21 protein-coding genes are annotated in these 23,756 nt (G+C 39.8%); 9 read left to right on the top strand and 12 right to left on the bottom strand.

Translation table 11 applies throughout. The features are described from left to right. Positions 1 to 79: 79 nt before the first annotated feature. Positions 80 to 2,257: a hypothetical protein gene (locus NFU46_RS13120; RefSeq protein ID WP_251602426.1), complete on the top strand. Its 2,178-nt coding sequence runs from the start codon at positions 80 to 82 to the stop codon at positions 2,255 to 2,257. Positions 2,258 to 2,302: 45 nt separating this feature from the next. Here the strand turns inward: NFU46_RS13120 and NFU46_RS13115 are convergent, their stop codons facing one another. Next, the gene (locus NFU46_RS13115; RefSeq protein ID WP_251602424.1) at positions 2,303 to 3,295 is read right to left on the bottom strand and encodes a kelch repeat-containing protein; all 993 of its coding nucleotides are present in this window, start codon (positions 3,293 to 3,295) and stop codon (positions 2,303 to 2,305) included. Between the two features lie 172 nt (positions 3,296 to 3,467). Here NFU46_RS13115 and zigA point away from each other — a divergent pair, with 172 nt between their 5' ends. Together zigA and NFU46_RS13105 are read left to right on the top strand one after the other, a co-directional pair. Beyond that, on the top strand, positions 3,468 to 4,664 hold the full coding sequence (gene zigA / locus NFU46_RS13110; RefSeq protein ID WP_251602422.1) for a zinc metallochaperone GTPase ZigA: 1,197 nt from the start codon (positions 3,468 to 3,470) through the stop codon (positions 4,662 to 4,664). Then, positions 4,664 to 5,332: a DUF1826 domain-containing protein gene (locus NFU46_RS13105; RefSeq protein ID WP_251602420.1), complete on the top strand. Its 669-nt coding sequence runs from the start codon at positions 4,664 to 4,666 to the stop codon at positions 5,330 to 5,332. The genes zigA and NFU46_RS13105 overlap by 1 nt, the downstream gene beginning before the upstream one ends. 69 nt (positions 5,333 to 5,401) lie before the next feature. On the opposite strand, the gene NFU46_RS13100 is transcribed toward NFU46_RS13105, so the two are convergent. Beyond that, complete coding sequence (locus tag NFU46_RS13100) at positions 5,402 to 6,124, bottom strand: hypothetical protein (RefSeq protein WP_251602418.1); 723 nt, start codon at positions 6,122 to 6,124, stop codon at positions 5,402 to 5,404. A 190-nt stretch (positions 6,125 to 6,314) separates the two neighbouring features. Between NFU46_RS13100 and NFU46_RS13095 the strand changes: the two genes are divergently transcribed. Then, positions 6,315 to 6,788 carry a YqhA family protein gene (locus NFU46_RS13095; RefSeq protein ID WP_175078613.1) on the top strand — a complete coding sequence of 158 codons (474 nt, stop codon included), beginning with the start codon at positions 6,315 to 6,317 and terminating at the stop codon, positions 6,786 to 6,788. 179 nt (positions 6,789 to 6,967) lie between these two features. Here NFU46_RS13095 and NFU46_RS13090 read toward each other — a convergent pair whose 3' ends face one another. Further along, a complete protein-coding gene (locus tag NFU46_RS13090; protein WP_251602416.1) occupies positions 6,968 to 8,122 on the bottom strand; it encodes an iron-containing alcohol dehydrogenase in 1,155 nt (384 codons plus the stop codon). A 43-nt stretch (positions 8,123 to 8,165) separates the two neighbouring features. Next, complete coding sequence (locus NFU46_RS13085) at positions 8,166 to 8,999, bottom strand: type 1 glutamine amidotransferase domain-containing protein (RefSeq protein WP_062564996.1); 834 nt, start codon at positions 8,997 to 8,999, stop codon at positions 8,166 to 8,168. 106 nt (positions 9,000 to 9,105) lie between these two features. Here NFU46_RS13085 and NFU46_RS13080 point away from each other — a divergent pair, with 106 nt between their 5' ends. Continuing rightward, positions 9,106 to 10,005: a LysR family transcriptional regulator gene (locus NFU46_RS13080; protein ID WP_175082684.1), complete on the top strand. Its 900-nt coding sequence runs from the start codon at positions 9,106 to 9,108 to the stop codon at positions 10,003 to 10,005. Here the strand turns inward: NFU46_RS13080 and NFU46_RS13075 are convergent. Beyond that, entirely contained in the window at positions 9,986 to 10,522 is a 537-nt protein-coding gene (locus tag NFU46_RS13075) for a cysteine hydrolase family protein (RefSeq protein WP_251602413.1), read from the bottom strand. The genes NFU46_RS13080 and NFU46_RS13075 overlap by 20 nt on opposite strands. Positions 10,523 to 10,641: 119 nt before the next feature. Between NFU46_RS13075 and NFU46_RS13070 the strand changes: the two genes are divergently transcribed. Then, entirely contained in the window at positions 10,642 to 11,589 is a 948-nt protein-coding gene (locus NFU46_RS13070; RefSeq protein ID WP_251602411.1) for a GlxA family transcriptional regulator, read from the top strand. A gap of 43 nt (positions 11,590 to 11,632) precedes the next feature. After that, positions 11,633 to 11,941: a hypothetical protein gene (locus tag NFU46_RS13065; protein ID WP_251602409.1), complete on the top strand. Its 309-nt coding sequence runs from the start codon at positions 11,633 to 11,635 to the stop codon at positions 11,939 to 11,941. Between the two features lie 569 nt (positions 11,942 to 12,510). Here NFU46_RS13065 and NFU46_RS13060 read toward each other — a convergent pair. Next, positions 12,511 to 14,049 carry a glutamate synthase-related protein gene (locus tag NFU46_RS13060; protein ID WP_251602407.1) on the bottom strand — a complete coding sequence of 513 codons (1,539 nt, stop codon included), beginning with the start codon at positions 14,047 to 14,049 and terminating at the stop codon, positions 12,511 to 12,513. Positions 14,050 to 14,512: 463 nt separating this feature from the next. On the opposite strand from NFU46_RS13060, the gene NFU46_RS13055 reads away from it, so the two are divergent. Together NFU46_RS13055 and NFU46_RS13050 are read left to right on the top strand one after the other, a co-directional pair. Next, complete coding sequence (locus tag NFU46_RS13055) at positions 14,513 to 15,430, top strand: hypothetical protein (protein ID WP_251602405.1); 918 nt, start codon at positions 14,513 to 14,515, stop codon at positions 15,428 to 15,430. Beyond that, positions 15,420 to 15,908 carry a hypothetical protein gene (locus tag NFU46_RS13050; protein WP_251602403.1) on the top strand — a complete coding sequence of 163 codons (489 nt, stop codon included), beginning with the start codon at positions 15,420 to 15,422 and terminating at the stop codon, positions 15,906 to 15,908. The genes NFU46_RS13055 and NFU46_RS13050 overlap by 11 nt, the downstream gene beginning before the upstream one ends. A 295-nt stretch (positions 15,909 to 16,203) precedes the next feature. On the opposite strand, the gene NFU46_RS13045 is transcribed toward NFU46_RS13050, so the two are convergent. The 6 genes from NFU46_RS13045 to NFU46_RS13020 all read right to left on the bottom strand — a co-directional run bounded on the left by NFU46_RS13045 (position 16,204) and on the right by NFU46_RS13020 (position 23,443). Beyond that, entirely contained in the window at positions 16,204 to 16,797 is a 594-nt protein-coding gene (locus NFU46_RS13045; RefSeq protein ID WP_105181193.1) for an ACP phosphodiesterase, read from the bottom strand. Positions 16,798 to 17,377: 580 nt separating this feature from the next. Continuing rightward, the gene (locus NFU46_RS13040; protein WP_251602401.1) at positions 17,378 to 18,100 is read right to left on the bottom strand and encodes a hypothetical protein; all 723 of its coding nucleotides are present in this window, start codon (positions 18,098 to 18,100) and stop codon (positions 17,378 to 17,380) included. A 96-nt stretch (positions 18,101 to 18,196) separates the two neighbouring features. Beyond that, on the bottom strand, positions 18,197 to 18,943 hold the full coding sequence (locus tag NFU46_RS13035; protein WP_251602399.1) for a type II CAAX prenyl endopeptidase Rce1 family protein: 747 nt from the start codon (positions 18,941 to 18,943) through the stop codon (positions 18,197 to 18,199). Positions 18,944 to 19,552: 609 nt separating this feature from the next. Next, positions 19,553 to 20,635, bottom strand: a complete 1,083-nt coding sequence (locus tag NFU46_RS13030; protein ID WP_251602397.1) for a DUF4785 family protein — start codon at positions 20,633 to 20,635, stop codon at positions 19,553 to 19,555. 9 nt (positions 20,636 to 20,644) lie between these two features. Continuing rightward, positions 20,645 to 21,511, bottom strand: coding sequence for a hypothetical protein (locus tag NFU46_RS13025; RefSeq protein WP_251602395.1), 867 nt, complete (start codon positions 21,509 to 21,511; stop codon positions 20,645 to 20,647). Between the two features lie 342 nt (positions 21,512 to 21,853). Beyond that, complete coding sequence (locus NFU46_RS13020; protein WP_175078621.1) at positions 21,854 to 23,443, bottom strand: Na/Pi cotransporter family protein; 1,590 nt, start codon at positions 23,441 to 23,443, stop codon at positions 21,854 to 21,856. Between the last annotated feature and the right edge of the window lie 313 nt (positions 23,444 to 23,756).

Raw genomic sequence — 23,756 nt, 5'->3', positions numbered from 1 at the left:
TTTTTTGTTAGGAAAGTATTCTTATTGAACCTGAAATAACAACAATATAGAATAAATAATTTAATATAGGGATATAACAATGAAAATACTCTTTACCCTTTTCGTTTTAGTCTTACTTTTCGGTTGCGGCGGCGGAGGCGGAGGCACTGAAATCTCAGACGATTCATCGAATAATAATATTTCAATTCAACCAGAGAATGACTACACAAATGATGAATCAATCATACTCCTCTTAGGTGCAATGAGTTTAGCCGAGGGTGCTATACAAATCAGTGACATTATCAGTGCTGAGTTTAATTACTTTTACTTATCTAATGACATTATTAATTACCGAACCTGTGAAAACAACGGTAAGGTTGCTTGGAATAATTCATCAACAACCCCTTCAAAAGGTCAATTAGTTCTAGACTTTCAGAACTGCTTACTAACTTATTTCCCGAACAAAAGTTACGAACAAGAAAGGTTTAATGCTAATGGTCAAGTTACTCTTAATTACGAAATATTAAGCACTACAGATTCCAACCTAAATGACTATCGCAAACCAGGGGTGATAAAATATAGCTTGGATGTAACTCATAGTGTATTGAGTATTTCCGAGCCCCTCCCAAATAGACCACAGGTTTTCATTGAATTTGAGTTTGCATTAACATCAGAGCAAGAATGGAATACTAATGAATATAATATAAATACTGATGGTTATCGCAATCGTGAAATTATAATAGAATCTTTCTACGCTCCTATTATTACAAATAATTATGATTCACTAACTAATACCAACATCTCTCAAAGCTTCGAAGAAAGTGATACAAATTATAATGGAGAAAGCTATAAAATGACCTTAGAAGGTCAATTTTTGTCTGGTTTTGATAACACAACTTGGCAAATGGAGAGTAATTACGAAATTAGTCTAGCCGGCGGTTCACCAACAGGAAGAACATCAATTAATAACGAAAACAATTTAGTAGTTGGAGTCGCTGACAATTTTGAAATGAGCTTATTATATAATCAAAATATTCTAGGCTATGCTCTAATATATGACTTATTTGATACCGACACTCTTTGGTATTTAAAAGGAAATAAAGAATTAACCGATAATACTCAAAGGATAACCCCCCTTACCATTATTGAAAGCAATGAAGATACATTCAATATTTTTGATGATTCACAGCAATTAGAACTCACTTATAATAAAATAATTGATGAAGCATATATAGATTTATTCAACCTTGAAAACTACTTCGCTTCAACTGGCTCTGCTACTTTTGAAGTTTTAGATAATAAGTTAATTATAAAACCGCCAAAAAATGAAGAAGACAATGTAATTGGCATTACAGTTCAAGTTGGTAGTAAGTTTTCCATAGATCATAATATATACAAATTCACCTATGACCGATTTAATCGAGGCGAATTTAGCTATGGCCTTGGTACATACCTACCAACAAAAAATATATTTTTATCATCCAATAGTAGCGCTTGGTTAGAAAAAAATGAGCAGGGTAAAATCACTAATGTATTTCATGGACATAATTCTTTTGGAAGACTTTGTTACGACAAACAAAATAAATACCTTATTCTGGAACAGAATTACCAAGAGAAACACATTAAAGTTGATATTGATACCTATGAACTTTTAGATGAATATCCAAATGCATTCATGACAATAAATAGCATTGATAACTATTGTAATGACGTAAACTATAAACAAAAAACAGGAAGCGCTATAATCGAACAATATACTTTTTCTACTAAGCAAAGCAACGTATTTGAGAATAGTGAGTTCGCATTAACTCATAGAGTCATACCTAACCCATTATCAAACAACAGCATATACATCCTAGCTAATACAATGGATTATGATGAATCTAAAATACAAGAATTTACTTTACTAGATAATTCAGCTATCTCAAATGAAAAGTATGTTTATAATTCTAAATTATATAACAATAACAACTTCTTTTTAGTTTCAGAAGAAGAAGGTAGAATTTATACCCCCACACGCATATTGGATCTTTATGATCCATCTTATGTAATCCACAAATTCAATGATACATCCATATTATACGTTGACAAAGAAAACCATTTAATAGTTACATACTCTGCAATTTATAACTCTGAAAATTTTGATAAAGTAATGGATTTATCATTTATAGATAACAACATATTCCTATCTAAGGTTATAAAAACAAATGATAGCTATCATTTTAAACTGAACAACGATGTTGACTTTATTGTAAAGATTAACCAAATAATGAAGTAAAAAATCGGCCCCGTTTAGCAAAAGCACTACTCGGGGCTAATTAAACTATTTCAAATTACCTATCATCACTTGTGCATTATTCACTTCAAGGCTTGTTTCAGACAGTCCTACCTTTGTGGCACCACCCACTAGCCAAATTTGGCCGTTTAACGTAACAGCACCTAAACCGTGGCGAGGTATTTGCCATTCGAAAGTTTTACGCCATTGCTGCTTAGACAAATCATAGCTAAAAACTTCACGGTCAACTCCTTTGCTATGTTCACCGCCAAACACATAGATAGCATTATCAATAACCGCTGCGGCATGCCCTGCTCGTGCTTTAGGGAGTGCTGCATGTGCTTGCCAAGTGTCTTTTTCGGGTAAGTATTCGAGCATATCAGTGATAGGCTCGCCGCCAACGGTTCTGCCACCTAACACAAACCAACGGCCGTTTACTTGTGCACTTGTCGCACTGTTTCTAGCCGAAGGTAATGGCGCGGCTTCTGTAAATGTGAAGTTGTTAGGATCAAAAACTAAATGCGCACTCACATCTAAACTATGCTGCCATTGCCCATTTTTTTCACTGTGTGGGCTGCGGCCACCAGCTAAATGCACTTTACCATTCAGCACTGCGCCAACCGTTTCACTCAACGCAAAAGGTAAACTCGCCACCTTTTGCCATGCGTCAGCGCCTTCATTAAGCATTAACACATCACGGCTATTGGTCCACTGGCCTTGGCTATTAATAAAACCACCAAAGGCAAATAATCTGTTTTCTACAGCAATTAAATACGTGTGATGACGCCCTTCAGGCAAACTCGGGGCTGATTGCCAACTTGCATACTCGGGTGACCAAAAATGGACTTTTGCGGTCATCTTACCCGCTGATGCTGGCAGCTCGGTAGAGATACCCCCTGCAACCCAAATCTGTTGATTCATTACTGTAGGGTAAATTTCTTGTATAGCCTCAGGGAGCTTTGGTGCTAACAGCTCTTTTGCCGATAACGTATAAGGTAAACAAGTAATAGAAAATGCTAACAACAATTTGGCTAAACGCATATAAATCCTTAATAAGCAGTCAATTAGCTAAAGGTTAAGCCAGTTGTACCGGTTAGTACACTGTCAAATAGTATTACTCGAACAACGATTACTATTCCTAAATGACACTTTATTGATATATTATAACAAAACATTTAGCATATTTTGTTTAATCTAATTAAGGGTCACTACTATGAGCAAACTTCCCGTCACCGTGCTCTCTGGCTTTTTAGGTGCAGGTAAAACCACTGTGCTCAGCCATATTTTAAATAACCGTGAAGACAAAAAAGTGGCTGTAATCGTCAATGATATGAGCGAAATAAACATTGATGCTGCAACAGTTAAAAACGATGTTTCGCTTAGCCGCGGCGAAGAAAAACTAGTAGAAATGAGCAATGGCTGTATCTGCTGCACACTACGTGAAGACTTACTCATTGAGGTACGCGCTTTAGCACAAACGGGCCAATTTGATTATTTAGTTATTGAGTCAACCGGTATTTCAGAACCCCTTCCGGTTGCCGAAACATTTACCTTTGCCGATGAGGATGGCTTGTCACTTTCTGATGTTGCAAGGCTTGATACCATGGTCACGGTCGTTGATGCCGTTAACTTTTTAAACGACTTTAACGAAGCCAAATTTTTACAAGAAACCAACGAGCATTTAGGTGATGAAGATGAGCGAAGCGTAGCCGACTTACTTATTGATCAAGTTGAGTTTGCTGATGTCATTTTAATTAGTAAAACAGACCTAATTAGTGCCGATGAACTTGAGAGTTTAAAAGCCATTTTAAGCTCATTAAATACTTCCGCAGAGCTTATTGCCATTGAAAATGGCCAAGTTGATATCAACACAATTTTGGGCACGGGCCTGTTTAACTTTGAAAAAGCTCAGCAAGCACCTGGCTGGCTAAAAGAACTGCGCGGCGAGCATACCCCAGAAACCGAAGAATACGGTATTAGCAGCTTTACTTACGGGGCCCGCCGCCCTTTTCACCCTGAAAAATTTTATAACTTTATTCATAACAATCAACACGAAGGGAAATTACTTCGCTCCAAGGGCTACTTTTGGTTAGCCTCTCGACCACAATTTGCTTGCCAATGGAATCAAGCTGGCGGCATAGCCCGCTATGGTTTTGGCGGGATATTTTGGAAAGCCTTACCGAAAGATCAGTGGCCAACAGATAGCGACTACTTAGATTCAATTAACCAAGTATGGCAAGAACCCTTTGGTGATATGCGCCAAGAGCTGGTTTTTATTGGTCAAAACCTCAATCAAGCAGCGATCATTCAAGCTCTCGATAACTGCTTACTTAGCGACGATGAACTATTAGCAGGCAAAGCGCTTTGGCAAACCCTGCCCGATCCATTTCCTATTTGGGAGGAAGCATAATGACAGCCTACGCATTAGAGCATGACACTGATAACCTACCATCAGCGGCAGCAACAGCGCTAAGCCCTGTGGTGTTTTCACAAATATATAAACCTGAGCATAACATTGCAATTTGGCAGCGTAACTTAACTGAACAGCTGCAATCAGAAGTAGCTGAGAGTATTACAGCCAACCCAGAACTCAGTATTAACGCTGTGATCAATCAAAATACCATTGTGACTGACATAAATAAGGCCCTTGAAAAACTACCTCAAGCAGAAGAGCTTAAGGCCGACCTGGCTCAGCTCGTTGATATGTTTTGTTATTTATTTGAATTAAAGCGCACCGGATTACGCCTAAGAGTACTTGAACGTGCCATGTGCCCACGTTTTCATGTTGACAGAGTCCCTTGCCGGTTAGTCAGCACATATTGTGGTAGTGGCTCACAGTGGTTGCAAAATGCAGGACTTGATCGCACTAAACTTGGCGCAGGGCATCAAGGATTAAGCGATGAAGAATCAGGCTTAATGACAGCAAATACTAAAATTCACTCTCTAAATGTCGGTGATGTAGCCCTATTAAAAGGCGAAACTTGGCAAGATAACGAAGGCAAAGGCCTTGTGCACCGCTCACCAGCACTCGCTGCTGGCGAAAAACGGCTACTTGTAACCCTCGACTTTATTGCTTAATACGAGCGTACCAACTGCGTCTATTAATTCTAATAGGCGCTATTTCATTCAAGAATACACAACAACTGCTCATGGCTTTAAATTAACGAAAAGCATACTAAGCGCACTTGCAATTGCTGATAGAGCAAACATCCTTAGTAACAAAATTAAGACATTCCCCGCACCACCAGCAAAAGTGCCTTTAAAGCTTAATGGGTAGCCATGAAAAACCATTAAATATAACACGTTAAAAAGCCCTACCCGCATCCCATCAATTTCATGGGTATCACCATTTTTTAAGTGAATTTCACACACATGCAAAGTGGGTAATCTAATTCGTGGTTCGCCAAACTTTCGTTTGCGTTTTAGATCCATCGTGTAGTGAAACAAAACCTCTGCGATTTCGTTTTTAGTAATGGTGAGAGTGTGATTTTGGTGCTCTTTAAAAGTCAATTTATCAATTTTGAGCTCATCCTTGCTTATGCTCATTGCCCATTTAGAACCAAAGCCATACTTCTTGTAAGTCATGATGCGTTTGGTAATAAACACGACCAAAAAACTTGTAAGACAAACTAAAAAAGCCAACCATGGGTTAAAAGCATCTACTAAATAAAAACTAGATAGCGAAATTGCGCATACCATAAGCGCAAAAAACACTTCGGCCCACCCAGATAACGTCGCTAAGCCTGGGAGAGATTCTAGTTCTGTTATTGACTCTTCAGTTAGTGACGATTTTCCTTTAAAGGCAGCATATCGAAACCATTTTTTATCATTTAAATCTAGTTCTAGTGAGTGCTTAGCCATCGAGCCCATAAAAATCCCTTTTGTATTAATGCTTAATAGAAGCAACCTTTTTGTTCCTTAAACTTATACACAACCAAAGCTCGCACGTAAATACTCAAAGAACTAATAAGTTAAGTCCCCTTAGCTAATGGCCGTGCTGTATTTAATCAAAAACCAGCTAAGCTTCGTATAACAAAGAAATTAATTTGTGTGAGTTGATATGGAGCGCCTTTTTCAAAATAGCCGGTTTTTAGTCATCATCGCGATTATCACTACAGCAATTTCATCATTACTTGTTTACATTGCTTGTGTGAATATCGTTTTCAATGTTGTTAAAGTCACCATCACCGCGCTACCTGACTCAGCAAAAGGGGGGAAAGAGTTAATTGTCGAGCTTTTAAAAATTCTCGACTTATTACTGATTGGTATTACTCTTCAAGTTATTACCATCAGCCTTTACCGGCTATTCATTTCGCCTGCAACCACAAAGAGTAGCCAGTTTTTGGCCGCCTTTCATATCGAAGATTTTCATGACTTAAAAATTACCTTAGTGCAGGTAACATCCGTCATTTTAGTGATTCTGTTTTTAGAACACGCCGTTGAATTCGGCGGCACAATAGAAACCCTCTACCTTGGTATTTCTATTGCGATTGTAGTTGCCGCCTCGACCTTTGCATGGCGCTCAATGAAATAGTGAACACTCACCAACGTTAGTTTACTTTTTCAGGGTAACGTAGCTGATATTGCTCTTTCATCACGCATTAAACTGCTCAAGTAAACCGCTCTTTTGGCTATCTTTAGCCAGTTCTAGCAAATCGATTTTTAAGCACTAAAAAGGCGTAACACTTCATGTTACGCCTTTAAATTTAAGCCCTAAAGTGCAAGCGCTAATATTTGCTTAACCTTCGCTAAGTCAATATCACCGTGTTCACCTAGCGTTGTTATCTCATTCTTTTCTAAGTTTTTAACAACCGCGTCGATTGCTTGTTCATCAAGGTCATAGTCAGCAAGGCGTGTTTTAACAGCCATTGCTTCAAAGAAGTCTTGCACTGCTTTAATCGTTTTATCGATTTGCTCAGCTTCATCGTTATAATTAAAACCAAACACTCGCTCACCAAGCTGTTGTATTTTAATAGACTTTTGCTCTTTTTGAACATGCATTAGCGCAGGTAAAACAATCGCCAGCGTTTGTGCGTGATCAAGATTGTAAAGGGCTGTTAATTCATGACCAATCATATGCGTAGACCAATCTTGCGGTACACCTTGACCAATCAAACCATTCAGTGCCATTGTAGCCGACCACATAACATTGGATCTTACATCATAGTTTTGCGGCTCGCTCAGCGCTTTAGGTCCTTCGCTGATCAAAGTTTGTAAAATACCTTCTGCAAAGCGGTCTTGTAATGGCGCATTTACTGGGTAAGTTAAGTACTGCTCAATAACGTGTACAAACGCATCGACAACACCATTACTTACTTGGCGTTCTGGTAACGAAAAAGTATATTCAGGATCAAGTACTGCAAAAACAGGTTGCACACTCGGTGATGAAAAAGCACGTTTTTGCGACGTCTCTTTTTTAGTAACCACTGAGTTACCGTTACTCTCAGAGCCAGTTGCAGGTAAAGTTAATACCGCACCGATAGGAAGCGGGTTGCTAAACTCAGCACCTTTAACAAGGATATCCCACGGCTCACCTGCAAAGTTATAAGCTGCTGCAACAAACTTAGCGCCATCAATAACGCTGCCACCGCCAACAGCTAGAATAAAGTTAACATTCTGCTCTTTAGCAGTTGCCACAGCTTGCATCAGCGTTTCGTATGTTGGGTTAGGTTCAACACCACCAAACTCAATCACGTCAACATCGGCTAATGCACTCATTGCTTGGTCGTATACGCCATTTTTCTTAATTGAGCCACCACCAAAAAGTAATAGTACTTTAGCGTTTTCTGGTAAACGTGACGTGATCTCACTCATTTGACCTTTACCAAACAAAATTTCAGTTTGATTTTTATAAATAAAGTTCAACATTTAAATGCCCCTTAAATTAGGTTTAAATTGCTAATTAGCTAATTTACTTAGCTAACATTTCTAAAAGCTTTTCTGCTAATAATTTATCTGAAAACGGGTTTTGCCCCGTAATGAGTTCGCGGTCAACAACCACATTAGGCTGCCACTCACTAGCGAATGCCATATTTCCACCGGCCTTTTCCATTGCCATAGCTGGATAAAACTTAAGCTTTTTACCTTCTAAACTGCTTTCAAAAACACGTTCTTCAGGGTCTGAAAAAATAGTCATTTTATAGCCGTCATAAATCCAGTTATTGGCTGATGCTTTTTCGCCATCTTTTATCGCTTGATAATAAGAATTTGGCTGAACTTGTGCCGACAACAACGTAATTGGGCCATGGCAAATTGCCGCTGTTGGTTTACCTTGCTTATTAAAATGACGCAAAATCTCACCCACTTCTGGGTTGTTTGCTAAATCAATTAAAGGCGCATGGCCGCCTGGGATAAACACAGCCTCATATTGGCTTAAGTCACCCGCTAAAATTTCGCTTAAACTTGCGGTATCTTTGATATCTGGTAGCGATGCTACAAAACGCTGAATGCTCTGCATTTTAGCTTCATCACCATCAAAGTAGTCGGTACTCACTGATTTTTTATCTACTTGAGGCGCATTACCTTTGGGTGTTGCAAGTACAAGCTCATAACCCGCATCGACCAATGCTTTCGCAGGCACACCAAACTCATTTAGGTAGTAGCCTGTTTCAATACTCTGACCGTCAGCTAAATCCATTGTTGTTTCACTTGATAAAATAACCAACACCTCACCTTCACCCGCCACTGCAAACATCGACATAGTTGATGCAGCAACAAGCGTTAGTCGCTGTAATATCTTTTTCATAACTCATCCTCTTAGAAAGTGCAGCCATCATAGTTGGTTTGCGGGGCGAGTAGAATTCGGATAAATTAAGAGGAGCAATCAGAATATTTATGGCTCGTACATTTACATGTCTTATCTCACGCAATTAAAAACCTTTGTTGAAGTTTATCGTTGTAAAAATATTACGAAGGCAGCGGCTAATTTAGGCTTATCTCAGCCTTCGGTGACCTCACACATTCAAGCAATGGAAGCTGTAGTTGGTAAATCTTTATTTGAGCGTAAAGCCCGCGGTGTTACCCCCACCGCAGCGGCACATGATTTAGCGCTGCAGGTTTCTGGTCATATCGATATATTAGAGCAAAAGATCATGTCGATACGGGCACGTTCTGATGCCGCACATGGCACTATAAATATCGCAGGACCTGCCGAATATATTAGTAGTGTGTCAGGGCCACAAATTGCCAACTTACTGCAATCTGGCAATGTGAACCTTGTTCTGCATATTGGTAATAAGGTAAGTATTTTTGACGCATTGCAATCAGGTACTGCAGATATTGCTATTGCCGCATCAGCGCCTGATCCAGCACTATTTGATAGCCTAGTGCTCGACAAAGAAAAGTTAATTTTGGTGATGAACCGTCTACATGGAAGAGAAATCAAAGACAGCACCATTACCGCAGATTTACTCTCTAGCTACAATGTCGTTGCTTATGATGAAGAGCTGCCTTTGATAAGACAATACTTTGAAGCTGTATTCAACGCAAAATGCCACTCAAACGTCATTGCTATTTGCCCAGACATACGTGCTATTAGCAATATTATTCGCTCAGGCATTGGCTATTCTGTATTACCCGATTACCTTTGTCGCGATCAGATAAAAGCCGGGGAGCTTGTGCAACTAGGACCCGAAGGCCCAGAAAACATAATTTACTTAGTTTGGAACAAAGGGGCACTAAAGCACCCCCGTATTGCATTTGCCAAAGATGTTATTTCGGCCTTTGCAAATATTAATTACTTTGCAAACTAAGCAAGGCTTGCTTTGCGTCTAGCAGTTTTACTCGTGGGGCAAGCGCATTTAGTGCGATTAAATGTAGCATTTCAGATACTGTTGTACTCACATCCGTTAAAACTGCCACATCGTACTCTTTAGCTTGCTCTGAGATAGCTGTATGAGTCACACAGTTTTGCGTCATCATGCCTGCGATCAAAAGTTTTTTAATACCATGCTGCTTTAAGACATCTTCTAAATTAGTTTGATGAAAGCTGTCTGCATAGTGTTTTACAACCACAGGGGCTTCTGGTGCTGCATTTAAAATATCAGGATGAATATCAACACCTTCTGTACCTTCATTAAAAAATGGCGCTAAACCCTGAGAAGGATCAGCAACATGCTGAATATGAATAGGTAAAACTCCGCGCTCTGTGGCTTGTTTTATCACATCGACGAGCTGATCTTTTACTTGTTTAGCCTGCCATAAAGGAAACGCGCCATCCTCAAAGTAATCATTCTGTAAGTCGATTATTAGTAATGCTGTGTTTGTCATTGTATAAACCCTTTTTCATTGTATTGACGCCTAGTTTGCTGAATTTTTAACGTATCAAACAGTGACCCAAACACCATTTATCGATAATATTGGGCCAAAGTGTTTGATAAGGCTTTACCATGAATGTTGCAGTATTCGCATTTCCAAATATCAGCCCATTTCACCTTGCAGTACCATGCATGGTGTTTGGTGAAGGCGCTCGCTCAGCTGGTATCAAAGAATTTAATTTAACAGTGTGCAGCGAATTCGAACAGGTAATGCCCTCTAGTGCGGGGTTTGATATTCAAGCGCACCACTCAATAACAAAATTTGATCAGGCAGATATTATAATTATTCCGTCTTGGCCATCACCTGAAACAGCCCCCTCTAAAGAATTAGCAACCAGTTTGCTAAACGCGCATAGCCGTGGCGCTATAATTGTAGGGCTTTGTTTAGGCGCTTATGCGTTAGCGCACATTGGGCTTTTAGATAATATTGAAGCAACCACCCACTGGGCATACAGCGATGACTTCAAAGCGCGCTTTGCAAAAGTGAAACTTAACAATCAAGTACTTTACCTTGAACATAATCGGCTATATACATCGGCAGGAACAGCGGCAGCCATTGATTGTTGCTTATATTTAATTCGCAAATTTTTAGGAAGCGAGCAAACTAATGCTATTGCCAGAATGATGGTAACTGCGCCGTATCGCACTGGGGGGCAAACACAATTTATTGCCCTACCCGTCCCGCAAAATGTTGCTGATGAGCGTTTAGCAAGCTTGCTTGAACAGATGCAAAAAAACTTAGCTAGCAACCATACGATTGACACACTCGCAGAGCAAATGCACATGAGCCGACGCACCTTTACCCGCCACTTTCAATCGCTTACAGGACAGAGCGTTGGGCAGTGGCTGTTAAATCAACGTTTAAACCACGCACAGCGACTTCTTGAGTCAACTGATTTACCATTAGAACATTTAGCCGAGCAATGCGGCTTTGGCTCATCTGTTACTTTACGTCATCATTTTCGCTCTCAGTTTGGTTTATCACCGCGAGACTGGCGTAATGCATTCCGCCAAGCGTAAAGCTTAGGTATAATCTGTTTTTCGACTCGATTTTGGTTTTTACATGAAAAAGCTTTCTAAAGTACAATTAAAACAGCAAGCCCTTGTATTAAATGTTGCCGACGCCCTTGAAGAGCAAGGTCGCACAGAACTTGAAGGCATGTTGCAATGCTGGTTTGATGTGGAATACCACTTATTCCCAGGCTCATTGCTTTTATGTTTTCAATTTGAAAACCAACAAACACTCGATGCAGCGACCCCAGAGCTATTAAAGTGGCAAAAACGCCTAAGTGGCGCAATGCTTAAAAAAGGCGTGATTTTAAAAGACATGCGCAGGCATTTAGTATTTACCCTAAAAGGCCCAGACGATTAATGGGATAAGAGACGCTACGCTTTAGAAGAAAGTAACTAATAGTTTTTATTGGGTTTCTCATTCACTTCTCATTATCTCCTCTTTGTGCAATAAATAAATTGAACCACAGAGTTCACCGAGGCGCTTCGCGCTACACAGAGAAAAACAGGGTTTAAAAATATTATTCACAAAGAGGATAAGAGACGCTGCGCTTAAGAGGTATTATTAAAAACAAATTTTATAGTTTTGTTGGGTTACTCATTCACTTCTCTTTGTGCAATAAATAAATTGAACCACAGAGTTCACCGAGGCGCTTCGCGGTACACAGAGAACAACAGGGTTTAAAAATATTATTCACAAAGAGAATAAGAGACGCTGCGCTTAAGAGGTATTATTAAAAAACAAATTTTATAGTTTTGTTGGGTTACTCATTCACTTCTCTTTGTGCAAAAGCAAGTTGCACCACAGAGAACGCCGAGACGCTTCGCGTTACACAGAGATAAACAGTAAATTACGCGGGGTAACCCCCGCTGCTACCAGTTCAGCGTTGAAACGTCTCGTATCTCGCTAACTTTACTCTTTCTAACTCGCTAACTTATTCCAACACCTGCATACTTAACGCCAGATAACGACGCCATACCTTTGTGCCATGTTGCTAGATCATTAGCATTAAACTTAGCTAAAGAGTCATGACCACATGCCCTAGCCATTACCGACATTAACTCAGTTGACGCTTCAAAAAAGTTCTTTAATTGATTTGCTGACTTTTCAATATTTAAGCGCTGACGTAAATCTTGCTTTTGTGTCGCAATCCCTGCAGGGCAGTTATTGGTGTTACACATACGCGCAGCAACGCAGCCGATTGCTTGCATTGCACTATTTGATATCGCCACCCCATCGGCACCAAGCGCAAGCGCTTTTACAAAATCAATTGGTAAACGTAAACCACCAGTGATGATCAAAGTAACATCACTTGCACCTTGTTCATCTAGATACTTTCTTGCTCTGGCAAGTGCAGGAATAGTCGGTACGCTAATATGATCCCTAAAGATCTCAGGGGCTGCGCCTGTACCGCCTCCACGACCATCAAGAATGATGTAATCGGCACTCGCATCGAGCGCAAATTGAATATCTTCCTCAATATGATTAGCACTTAGTTTAAACCCGATTGGAATACCGCCGGTTACTTCGCGGACTTTGTCAGCAAACTTTTTGAAATCGGCCGCACTGTGTAAGTCTTTAAATGTTGGTGGTGAAATCGCCGAAGTACCCGCTTCAATTCCTCTAACCTCAGAGATTTTCCCAACATTCTTATTGCCCGGCAAATGCCCACCAGTACCCGTTTTTGCGCCTTGTCCACCTTTAAAGTGAAAGGCCTGAACGTTCTTTAATTTATCTTCACTATAACCAAAGCCTGCACTTGCTAATTCATAAAAGTACCGTGAATTGGCTTGCTGCTCTTCAGGAAGCATACCCCCTTCACCCGAACAAATACCTGTGCCAGCAAGTTCTGCTCCTTTTGCTAAAGATACTTTAGCTTCTTCAGATAAAGCTCCAAAACTCATATCAGAAACAAATAATGGAATAGCCAGCTTTAATGGCTTTTTCGCTCGCGGGCCAATCACAAGCTCAGTATTAACAGCAACATCTTCCATTAAAGGTTGCGTTGCCATTTGCGCCACCATTAGCTGTAAATCATCCCATTTAGGTAATTGATATCGTGGCACGCCCATCGACACCATAGGGCCATGATGGCCAAGCTTAGATAATCCTTCACGTGCTAATTGATGGATAAGCTCAACGGTGGGTTCCTCTTTGGTTGCTGTAGCAACTGGCGAATCAGAGGCTTGAATTTGCACGCCAGGCCCTTCTTGACCAACTTGGCTTTGATCAAATTGTTTGTGACTGCCATCACAAAACGGCGCATTGGCAGTGTGCTTACATTGGCATAAATAGGCATCGCCCGACTCTTCTGCTGTAAATGCTTTGGGTTTGAAATCGGTTCCGGCATGTGAGCCATCACAAAATGGCTGGTTTTTAGAACGCCCACAGGCACAAAAATAGTATTCTTGCCCCTGCTCTAAGGTGACTTTTTTCGGCGAAACGGCTGCAATTATGGGTTTGCTCATTATTGTTCCCTCACGGTTGCTACATTACATTGCTATGTTCAAGGTACTGCGATTGAGGTAAGTATTCATTCAAGGCTTACTTGCTTTACAAAAGGTAGTTCAGCTCAGTTAAATAACGAGCTTTTAAGCGCCTAAGAGATTACTTATCTATCGATAAACCACTATATAACCGCAACAAGTAGCCAAGATATCAGCCATTTCATATTTTAAAGTAAGAGGTAAATCTGTTTGTAAACCGCAGTGGGGTGATTTTCACAAAGAGGAAAGAGGCGCTGCGCGCTACAAGGAGAAAATAAAAATACGAGCTTCTGCAGAAAAGAAGTGATGAACAATCTGTTTCAACCAAAAAATGTATCTTTAACTATTAGTTAAGTGAAAAACAATTCCGTTCCCTTATTATTGACAAACGTTTTATTTAATTAGACCATGACCACCTATATTAAACCTTTTAAAGGAATAACAGGTGAATATTTTAAACAGGGATAGTTTTAAGCAAAAGCAACTTAAAACCAAACTAAATTTTTTTCTTGATCAAAAAAAGTTATTTGAAGAAATAGACAAGGATATCCAGCTCTCTGGCGCTGGTGTTATATATATAGATGAAAATTTTACAGTAGTTACTCTTAGGGAGTTCAAACCTATATGCCGTCTAAATCCTGTAAATGTAATTCTAAGAGAACCACCAAAGCATATAAACAAAAGCGATTTTACAAACGAACTTAGACATAGCTCGGTTAACCCTAGAGAAAGTAGATTCGTATCTGAAGTTACAGGGACAGTTTTTGCGTGTACTGGTGCAATAATTTCTTGGGTTGCTTTTGTCGCCTCTGGTTTAGCTACCCCAATATCTTTTGGTAGCAGTGCAGTAGTCTCTGTTTTATCCTTTAGCGCTGCATCTGCAACAACACTCCAATGTGCAAACGGAATACTGAGAAGTAGTGCTGAAAAGTATTCTCCAGAATTTAATGATTGGCTAGATTCTGAGGACTGGTATGTAAACACAATCAAGGCACTAGACTATATCTCTTTAGCTGGAGCTACAGCTGCTAGTGCTATCGCAGTAAGAACTCTCAAGATAGCAAACTCTAGCGGTGTGAGCTTTAGACAACTATTATCAAGTAAAAGCAGACAAGAAAGAAGCCGGATTACTAAAGAAATAATAAGGCTTAAGGTACCAGGGATATCTAATAAAATGCTTAAAAAAATGATGAGAAGTAATATTGTTCCGAAGAGGTTTAATAATATACAAATAAACAATGAACTAAGAACGCGTTTACGTGATTCTGTCGCAGCAGCACTTGCTTTTACCGGTAGTGCATATAACGGTGAAATAAAAGGAATTGCAATTGGTGTATATGAGAGCTTAGAAAGTGAAGGCTGAAGATCTACCCTTAAGTGACTCCGTCCCAAAGTTAAAATACATTTTAACTTGCGCTATATCTATAGTTGCTAGTGTTTTTAGCTACTCATCAGCTGCGTTCTTAGTATTAATGGTTCTTTGGCCTTATGAATCCTTTAAAGATTTGACTCCTAGAGTAATAATTTTCTTTTCTGGAATTTGTACATGTATAACACTGGGTGTACTTTTATCTCTTGGAAAAACCTGGGTCATAAAAATTTTTAAAGGGCTGGTTATTACAGCGACTTTAATATCACTTTTTACTTTTTTTATAATTTTATTCACTGACCTTTATGCCCAATCTGTTAATGGTTTAAAGTTATCAAGCTTTTTTATTTTGCTTAACTTATTACTAGCACTGTTATTCTTTAGTAAGCTACTTAAAACTAGCTCACTCGTTATTAAAAGGCATAAGAGACGGCACAAAAAGCAATTACAGTATATTAAAAAGCAATTGTAATAATAACTGTAACTGCGAACACTTTTCCATTAATAAACACTGAGTCTTAGGGAAGAATTATCTCCCTTTTCACTTCCATTAAGCTGTTTGCGCAACAAATAAATTGAACCACATAGTACACCGAGGCGATTCGCGTTACATAGAAATAAACAGTAAATTACGCGGGGTAAACCCGCTGCTACCAGTTGGACGTTCCCCTCCTACGTCTCGTATTTCGCAAACTTTCCCCTTTACTCTTTACCCTTGCGACTCGCTAACTTGTTGGGTTTCACTCCGTTCTACCCAACCTACCGGCTTAAAGCTTTAGCTTTTCCACTCCCATTTGCTTCACATGTTCAACCAGCTCTGGGAAAAACGCTAAAAACACCGCGTCTAACTGTTGGTAGTGGCGGGCTATATCGTCAGCGGCTCCTGCAAAGTTGTTGGCAAAACGAATACGCTTGGCGATGTTATCAAGGGCAAGGCCGACCCCATCGAGGGTTTCATATTCTTTAAACCAATCATTGTTGGTCATACTGGTCACAACTTGCTGCATGCGTGAAGGCATCATGGCTTGCCTGGCATTTAAAAGCCCATAACTGTGCTGTTTGAAATCAGCCAATGGTTGGTCATTAAAGCGCTGCCAATGCTGAATAAGAAAGTGATCGAACGCTACATCAATGGCGACACTTGCAAAGCGTTTACGTGCTGGCGAAAAGTACTGCTTAGCCTCTTTTACAAGGGGATGTGAGTCAGTAAACCTATCAACCAAATAATGATTTTCAAGGCCATTTTTAACCGCATTGGGTAACTGTGCTGAATATCGACGCCCACCAAAGTCCCCCAGCAAATTACCAAAATGTGAATCAGCCGTCGGTTGTGCTAAATAAAGGTGAGCCAAGTAGTTCAACGCATTCTCTAAATTAAGTCATTTTATGCATTGTAAAAGAATACAGGTGAAAGGGTCTAGAGACACAGGTTGCGAGTTAGCAAAATGTAGCTGCGATTTTATATCGCGTAACCCACTGAATAATCACAAAAAGTAATAAGAGACGCTACGCTTTAGAGGAAAGTAACTAATAGTTTTATTGGTTACTCATTCATTTCTCGTTTTCTTCCCTTTGCGCAAAAACAAATTGAACCATAGAGAACACCGAGGCGCTTCGCGCTACACAGAGAAAAGTAGGGTTTAAAAATAATATTCACAAAGAGGATAAGAGACGCTGCGCTTAAGAGGAATTATTAAAAAACTTGATGGTTTTATTGGGTTACTCATTCACTTCTCATTCTATTCTCTTTGTGCAAAAACAAATTGAACCTCAGAGTTCGGCGTTAAAACGCCTCCTATAACTCGTATCTCGCTAACTTTTTCGTCTGATAGCTGACGGCTGAAAGCTGATAGCTCCTTTCCCCTAGCAACTCGCTAACTTGTTTGGTTTCACTCCGCTCTAACCAACCTACCAGCTGATAGCCATACAAAAAACTCACCTTTATGACTTTAAATTAAATGCCAACATTACAAGAGCCGAAATGATCGCAGAAAGAGAAATTAACCGCATAATCAAAATAACTATATTACCTGCACCGCCCGAAGTTGTACTTCTGAATAGTAGCGGGTATTCGTGGAATTTTAAAAGATACAGCACATCAAAAAGACCTACTCGCATACTATCTAGCGTAACAACATCGCCACTTTTTTGATGAATTTCACAAGCGTGTAAATTGGCCGTTTTTTCGTTCACAATATGACCACTTCTACCGTGAAAAGTATAATTAAAAATGATCTCTTTGATATCTTCCTTAGCGATTTGCAAAACTTTTGAAGCTTTACCCTCTATTGCTTGCCTATCTATTTCGAGTGAGTCTTTAGATATACTCATAACCCACTTACGACCAAATCCAAATTTGTTATAAATCACAATTCGCTTGATAACAAATACACAAAGATAACAACTCACACAAGTTACAAAAGCAGGTATCGGCTGCATCGTTTCTTGAAGCACTAGGCTCATTACAGCAATAGCGATAGTCATAAAGAAAAATAAAAATTCAGCTCCGCCCGACAGCACAGCTAGGCCCGGTAGCGACTTTAGTTTTGTATTAGAATCAGCCTGCAATACTGGCTTTTTATAGAAAGTTGAATACCTAAACCAAACTCGGTCGCTCAGGTTTAAATCTAGGGAGTGCTTCGAAAGTGGCTGATTATAATCCATTATTTAAGTTTCCATTTTTTAAAACACAATTTTGCCATTACTTTCCCATCAAGCCAACATTCCTACTTAATGACATATTTCCTTTACGTTCAAGCACTAAACTAACTGCCCAACAAAGTTAACCATATTGTGCGCTACAATTGGAAAAACAAGGCTACCAGTACGCTCTCTTAACCACAGCAAAATAAATCCATAACTCCCAGTTAATACGACTCTAAATGCAGACAAATGCCACTCACCATCGATATACATAACCCCATGAACTAGACCAAATAATAAAACCAAAAGTAACCCTGCAATGTTTATTGGCGAGCCAAAAAAGTTAATGCGCGATGAAACAACAGCCAACGAAAAACAAAATAATAAAACCCCTCTAAACATTGGTTCTTCATCTAACCCAGGAATAAGAGCTTGATAGAGTAGCGTTTCAAAATCGTAATTTGGTCCGTTCCCAAAGCTAAGCGTTACAATAATCTGCAACACAACAAACAGGGTTAAAACAACGAGCGCAGGCTTAATAGAGCCTTTATTTTGCCTAAAAGTAAAACCAGCATCCTTGATTTTAAAGTCATTTTTAAATGCTGCTAATATAGCCAAAACCAAAGCCCAAAGAGTAATAGCGACAATTTTACCTGACCAATTCCATTTGAGATCTGTAAAGAGTAAATCTAAGGAAATGAGCTCTTTACCTTTGAATAAAGCTAAGAAATAGCAAAATAGAATTAAGAGAGTTGCAAGCAACCAAGTTAGGTTTATAGTTACTTTATTGAGTGATCTTAAAATTAAAACGAGTAATAGAACAACGCCTAAATTGGCAAGCATTCCAAAATACATATCTGGCATAACCGTCCTTGGTGAGCATACAGCTCAAACTTTATTATTGTTTAATTTCTATAATAAACACAAAAACAACCTATTAAACAGATATTTGTTTGAGTTCAAATTCACATTGAGCATATTTTTATTTTCAAAGTATATGAACCACAGAGTACACCGAGGTGTTTCGCGCTACACTGAGAAAAACAGCATTTAAAAATAATATTCAAAAAGAGGATAAGAGACGCTGCGCTTTAGAAGAAAAACCAAAATACTCTTTTGGTCTATCTCATTTACTTCTCATTCTTTTCTCTTTGTGAAAAGCGAATTGAACCACAGAGAGCACCGAGGCGCTTCGCGCTACACAGAGAAAGTAATACTCACAAAGAGTAATAAGAGACGCTGCGCTTTAGAGGTATTATTAAAAACAAATTTGGTGGTTTTGTTGGGTTACTCATTCTCTTCTCTTTGTGCAAAACAAATTGAACCACAGGGTTCGGCGTAAAAACGCCTACAACTCGATCTCGCAAACTTTTCTGATAGCTGACGGCTGAAAGCTGATAGCTACTCCCCTAGCAACTCACTAACTTGTTGGGCTTCGCTCAGCTCCACCCAACATACAATAAGAGCTACCTTTTACTCTCCCGCAAACTTTAACATTCGCGTTTGGTCGGTAAGCTCTATATCCACCAGCTCATATGGGGCTTTGGCTGCTTGAGTGACTGCAAAAGGCATGGTGAAACTGCCGTAGCTATCAATCTGTTTTGCTACTTCAACCGTTGCCAGTTTGATGCGCTCACCTTTATCACCTTTGCCAGTTAAGGTTGCACGAATGGCATAACGGCCTGAATCGGTCACTTGCACCGGTACACTAGCTTGGTATTTATTATTGCCAAGCGCAGTGACTTTGGCTTTATCCATACTAATGGTTTGTGAGCTATGCACAAACGGCATTTTTATAGAGCGTTTTACCGTTTGGCCATTCACTTTAGTGTCTACACTGGCTTCAAGCTCATAGTAACCATTTATTGCGCCTAAGGTTTCAAGCGGGTAATTAAATACGGCTTCACCATTTTCGTAACGTACATCTAGTTTTTCGCCATCAGGGCTTGAAAGCGTTAACTTCACATCACTATCTTTAAAACGCTTTTTACCCATACTAAGCTGCATAGCAACACGTTGTTGCTGATCTTTCACTTTAAACTGCGATTTAGCATGTAAAGCATTGCTCGAGCCTTTTTCAATCACATGCAGCAAGTAGGTGTCATTATCGTTCAGCGCTTGGCTTGTTCTTAACATTGCTTTGCCATTTACCTGACCTAGCTTTAGCCCAACACTACCATCGCTAAATCCTGCATTTTCCATTTGCTCACGTGCAACCATGGCTTGCATTGGCATTTGTCTAAAGCTGTCATCTCGCACCGACAGTTTATCTAGCTGTAAGCCATGAGGCTTAAATACTTCGCCACTATCAAAGCGTGCTTTTGGTGCAATGCGAATAAAGTTATCAGCTTGGTTTACAAAGACAGGCACACCACGCTTAAGCTCTTTACCCGATACTTTCTGCCAATATTCAACGCTGTCTTTTTCAAGTGTTTGTAGTTGAGCGCTTGATGCTGGTTGAACTTGAGGGAATTGATAAACCGTTTGCTCATTAGCATTTGCGGCTGTGCTTACAAGCACTATTGCAGCTGCAATTGTGGTTAACTTATTAATCATAGCAGGCTCCTAAATTCGGTTTTTAAGCATGTTTGGCAAGCCAAAACAGTTACGTCGACTTTGCTGATGACTCAAAGGCTCACCACCTTGGGTTCGTGATTTATCGGTAAACCACACCACCCCAGCTAACGACTGAGAACTGCAATTTAAAAAGCCATCTGAGCAGCTATCTAACCAGTTTTGCGTTACTTCAAGGCCCACTTGATTTTGATAACCGCCACAATAGCTGTCGCTATCCCATACCGCTGATTCAACATCACTGCCCACCACGGTTTCGAATTGAGACGGTAAACTTGGGCGGTTCGGTGTGCCATACAGCCACTGTGCGTTATACGATTCCATCCAAGATACTTGTTGTTGTTTTACTGCATCGCTGCCGTAACCTAAAAGCCAACCCAAGCTTTGCTCGAACGAATTACCCGCAATAACCGCATCAGCCAACGGCGTACCACCACTTGAAGGAGCCAGAGCAATAGTACGCGTGACTTTGCTAATAATATTTGGATAACGGCTATCCCATGTTGGGTTAGATAAAATCCAACGCACCACATTGCCACCGTTAGAATGGGTGATCAGAGTTAAATCTGTGATGTTTTTATTATTGATAAATGTAGTGAGCTGCCCTGCTAAACAGCCAGATGCTGCATCTGCCCACATGTATTGATCAAAGTCACAATTAATGACCGTGTAATTACTACTGTTTGGTAATCCCTGGCGAACTGTGTCGACAAAACTGCCTGTCCAATAGTCATTATACGCATCGCTTTGCTGGCCTGTACCGTGCACAAATGCGACTCCTTGCGCAGCAAAAGCACTGTGGCTAATACCCGCTGCCAACATTAAAGCTGGCACTAGTGAGAGTGTTTTTATTTTCATGTGTGTTCCTGTTGATTGTCATTCTATCTATCAGGTTGGAGGAGTGACCTCCGACCAAAAACATAGACCAAACAGGTACGAAAGCAAGAATAAATTTACATTAATTTAACTTTTGTGCGTTTTTTAAGTACAAATTATTAGATTTTAGGAGTAAAAGAGGGGTGAGATGCGAGATGCGAGGTGAGAGGTGCGAGGTGCGAGTAAACTTTCCCCTTTACTCTTTCTAACTCGCTAACTTTCAATCTGATAGCTGACGGATGAAAGCTGATAGCTCCCTTCCCCCCTTTACTCTTTCCCCTCGAAACTCGCTAACTTATCGAGTTTCGCTCCGCTCTACCCAACTTACAACTCGGCATTCTTACGTGAATACATTTTATGTAAGTTCAGCAGTTTATCTTTGAGGCGCTGAGAATAGGTGACGAAATTTGTCAGCGTACCGGCATCTTTTCTGTTGGTATCAGCAAGTAGCATTAATAACTTACGCTGCGCCTGATTCAGATGCAGTTGCAACGACCTAGCTGCTTTATCTATTTCGTCATTTTTAGGTTGTTCTAAATTCTCGCTGGTATGGGTGAACAAGGTCAGCGTATCACTCGAAAGTTCGCGGATCATAATCAAAATATCGCTTTCTAATTCTATAAATTGTTCATTCATAATCCGCTTGCTTTCAAACAGATCAATGATGGAATCATGAATTTGGAACAAATAATCAAAGCGGTTAATTTGCAGCATTAACTCTCGTGACTGCTCTTCATCATTGATTTTACTAACAATAGTAGTGAAATAAGTGATGTATTCCTTCTCAACAAAACTGGCATATTCCAAACGCTTTTGTGCAGTATCTTGAATACCTTTGTAGTTGGTCTCTAAGCTCAGCGTGACCTGATTATAGTTTTCTTTTAAGAAGTTAAGCAGCTGTTGGTTACCTGACTCTAACTTATCGACGACATGCTGAAACTCTTCATCCTCTTGGTAAGTCGGCAATTCAAGGCGCTCAAAGTCCATCTTTCCTTCACCAAGCAGAAAATCGACAAAGCGCGTAAAGGGGTTAACAAAAGCAATAAAAACTAAACTGGCAACCACATTAAAAATAAAATGAATATTTGCCAGTGCGACAGCGGGATCAAGCGTAATTTCACTTAACTTATCACCAAACAATAAAATAAAAGGCAGAAATAAAAGCACCCCACCCACATTAAACAACAGGTGGCTCAGCGCTGCTTTCTTTGCTGCGATATCCATACCAAACACCGAGATCATTGCAGTTGCTGTGGTACCAATATTCGCCCCCATAATAATGGGTACCGCGTTCTCAAGCCCCAAAATACCTTGCTGAGTAAAAACAATGGCAAGCCCTGTAGTCACCGAACTCGACTGCACCATAGCAGTAAATACACAGCCCACTAAAATCGCTAAAAGTGGGTTTTGCGGCTGAGTTAAAATCTCAATTAATGCAGGGTTGTTTTGTAATGGTGCAAGTGATGATGAAATCAGGTTAAGGCTAAAAAAGACAAAACCGAAATAGAAAATCGCCTTACCAAAAATAGAAAAGCGATTGCGAGTCAGCGACAGAAAAAAGCCAATAATAATAATCACAGGAGCAAATACCGTCAGCTTAAAAGCCACCAGCTGAGCCGTTATCGTAGTGCCCACATTTGATCCAAAAATAATACCGACACTATTTTTAAACGTTAACACCCCCGCATTTACCAAGCTTATCGTGATCACCGACGTCGCAGAACTCGATTGAATAAAGGCCGTCACCACAGCACCAATTAACACCCCCAAAATAGGAATGTTAGTCGCGCGACTTAATGATTTACGAAAGCGCTCCCCCGATATACTTTCAATTTCCCGAGAAAAGTTCTCAAGCCCAAAAATAAAAAGGATAATGGCGGTTAGCCCAGCCATGGCTATGTTCAGATTTTCCATTCGCTTATAAAGTGCTGATATTGTTAATCAAGATCGATACAAAAAGTATAGATTTGAGTACCTTATAGCGCAATGATCGAAAACAAAGTAACTGGTTTTAGGGGTTAGTTAGCAAGTTAGCAAGTTAGCAAAATTGTAGCTGTGTTTTATATCGCGTAATTAAATGTTTTAAGGTGCTAGGTGCTAGGTGCTAGTACTCTTTCACATATATTTTGATCAGTTGCCCCTACTTAAATTCAGGTAACTGATCTTTTTCAATCAATAATTCAATACTCCTGCTTTTTCCAGTAACTGATGTTATAAATTTCTTCTT

The sequence above is a fragment of the Pseudoalteromonas sp. NCCP-2140 genome, assembly GCF_023708065.1.
Taxonomy (GTDB): domain Bacteria; phylum Pseudomonadota; class Gammaproteobacteria; order Enterobacterales; family Alteromonadaceae; genus Pseudoalteromonas.
The sequence above is the reverse complement of the archived record's forward strand: the minus strand, read 5'-3'. Positions and strand labels throughout refer to the sequence as shown.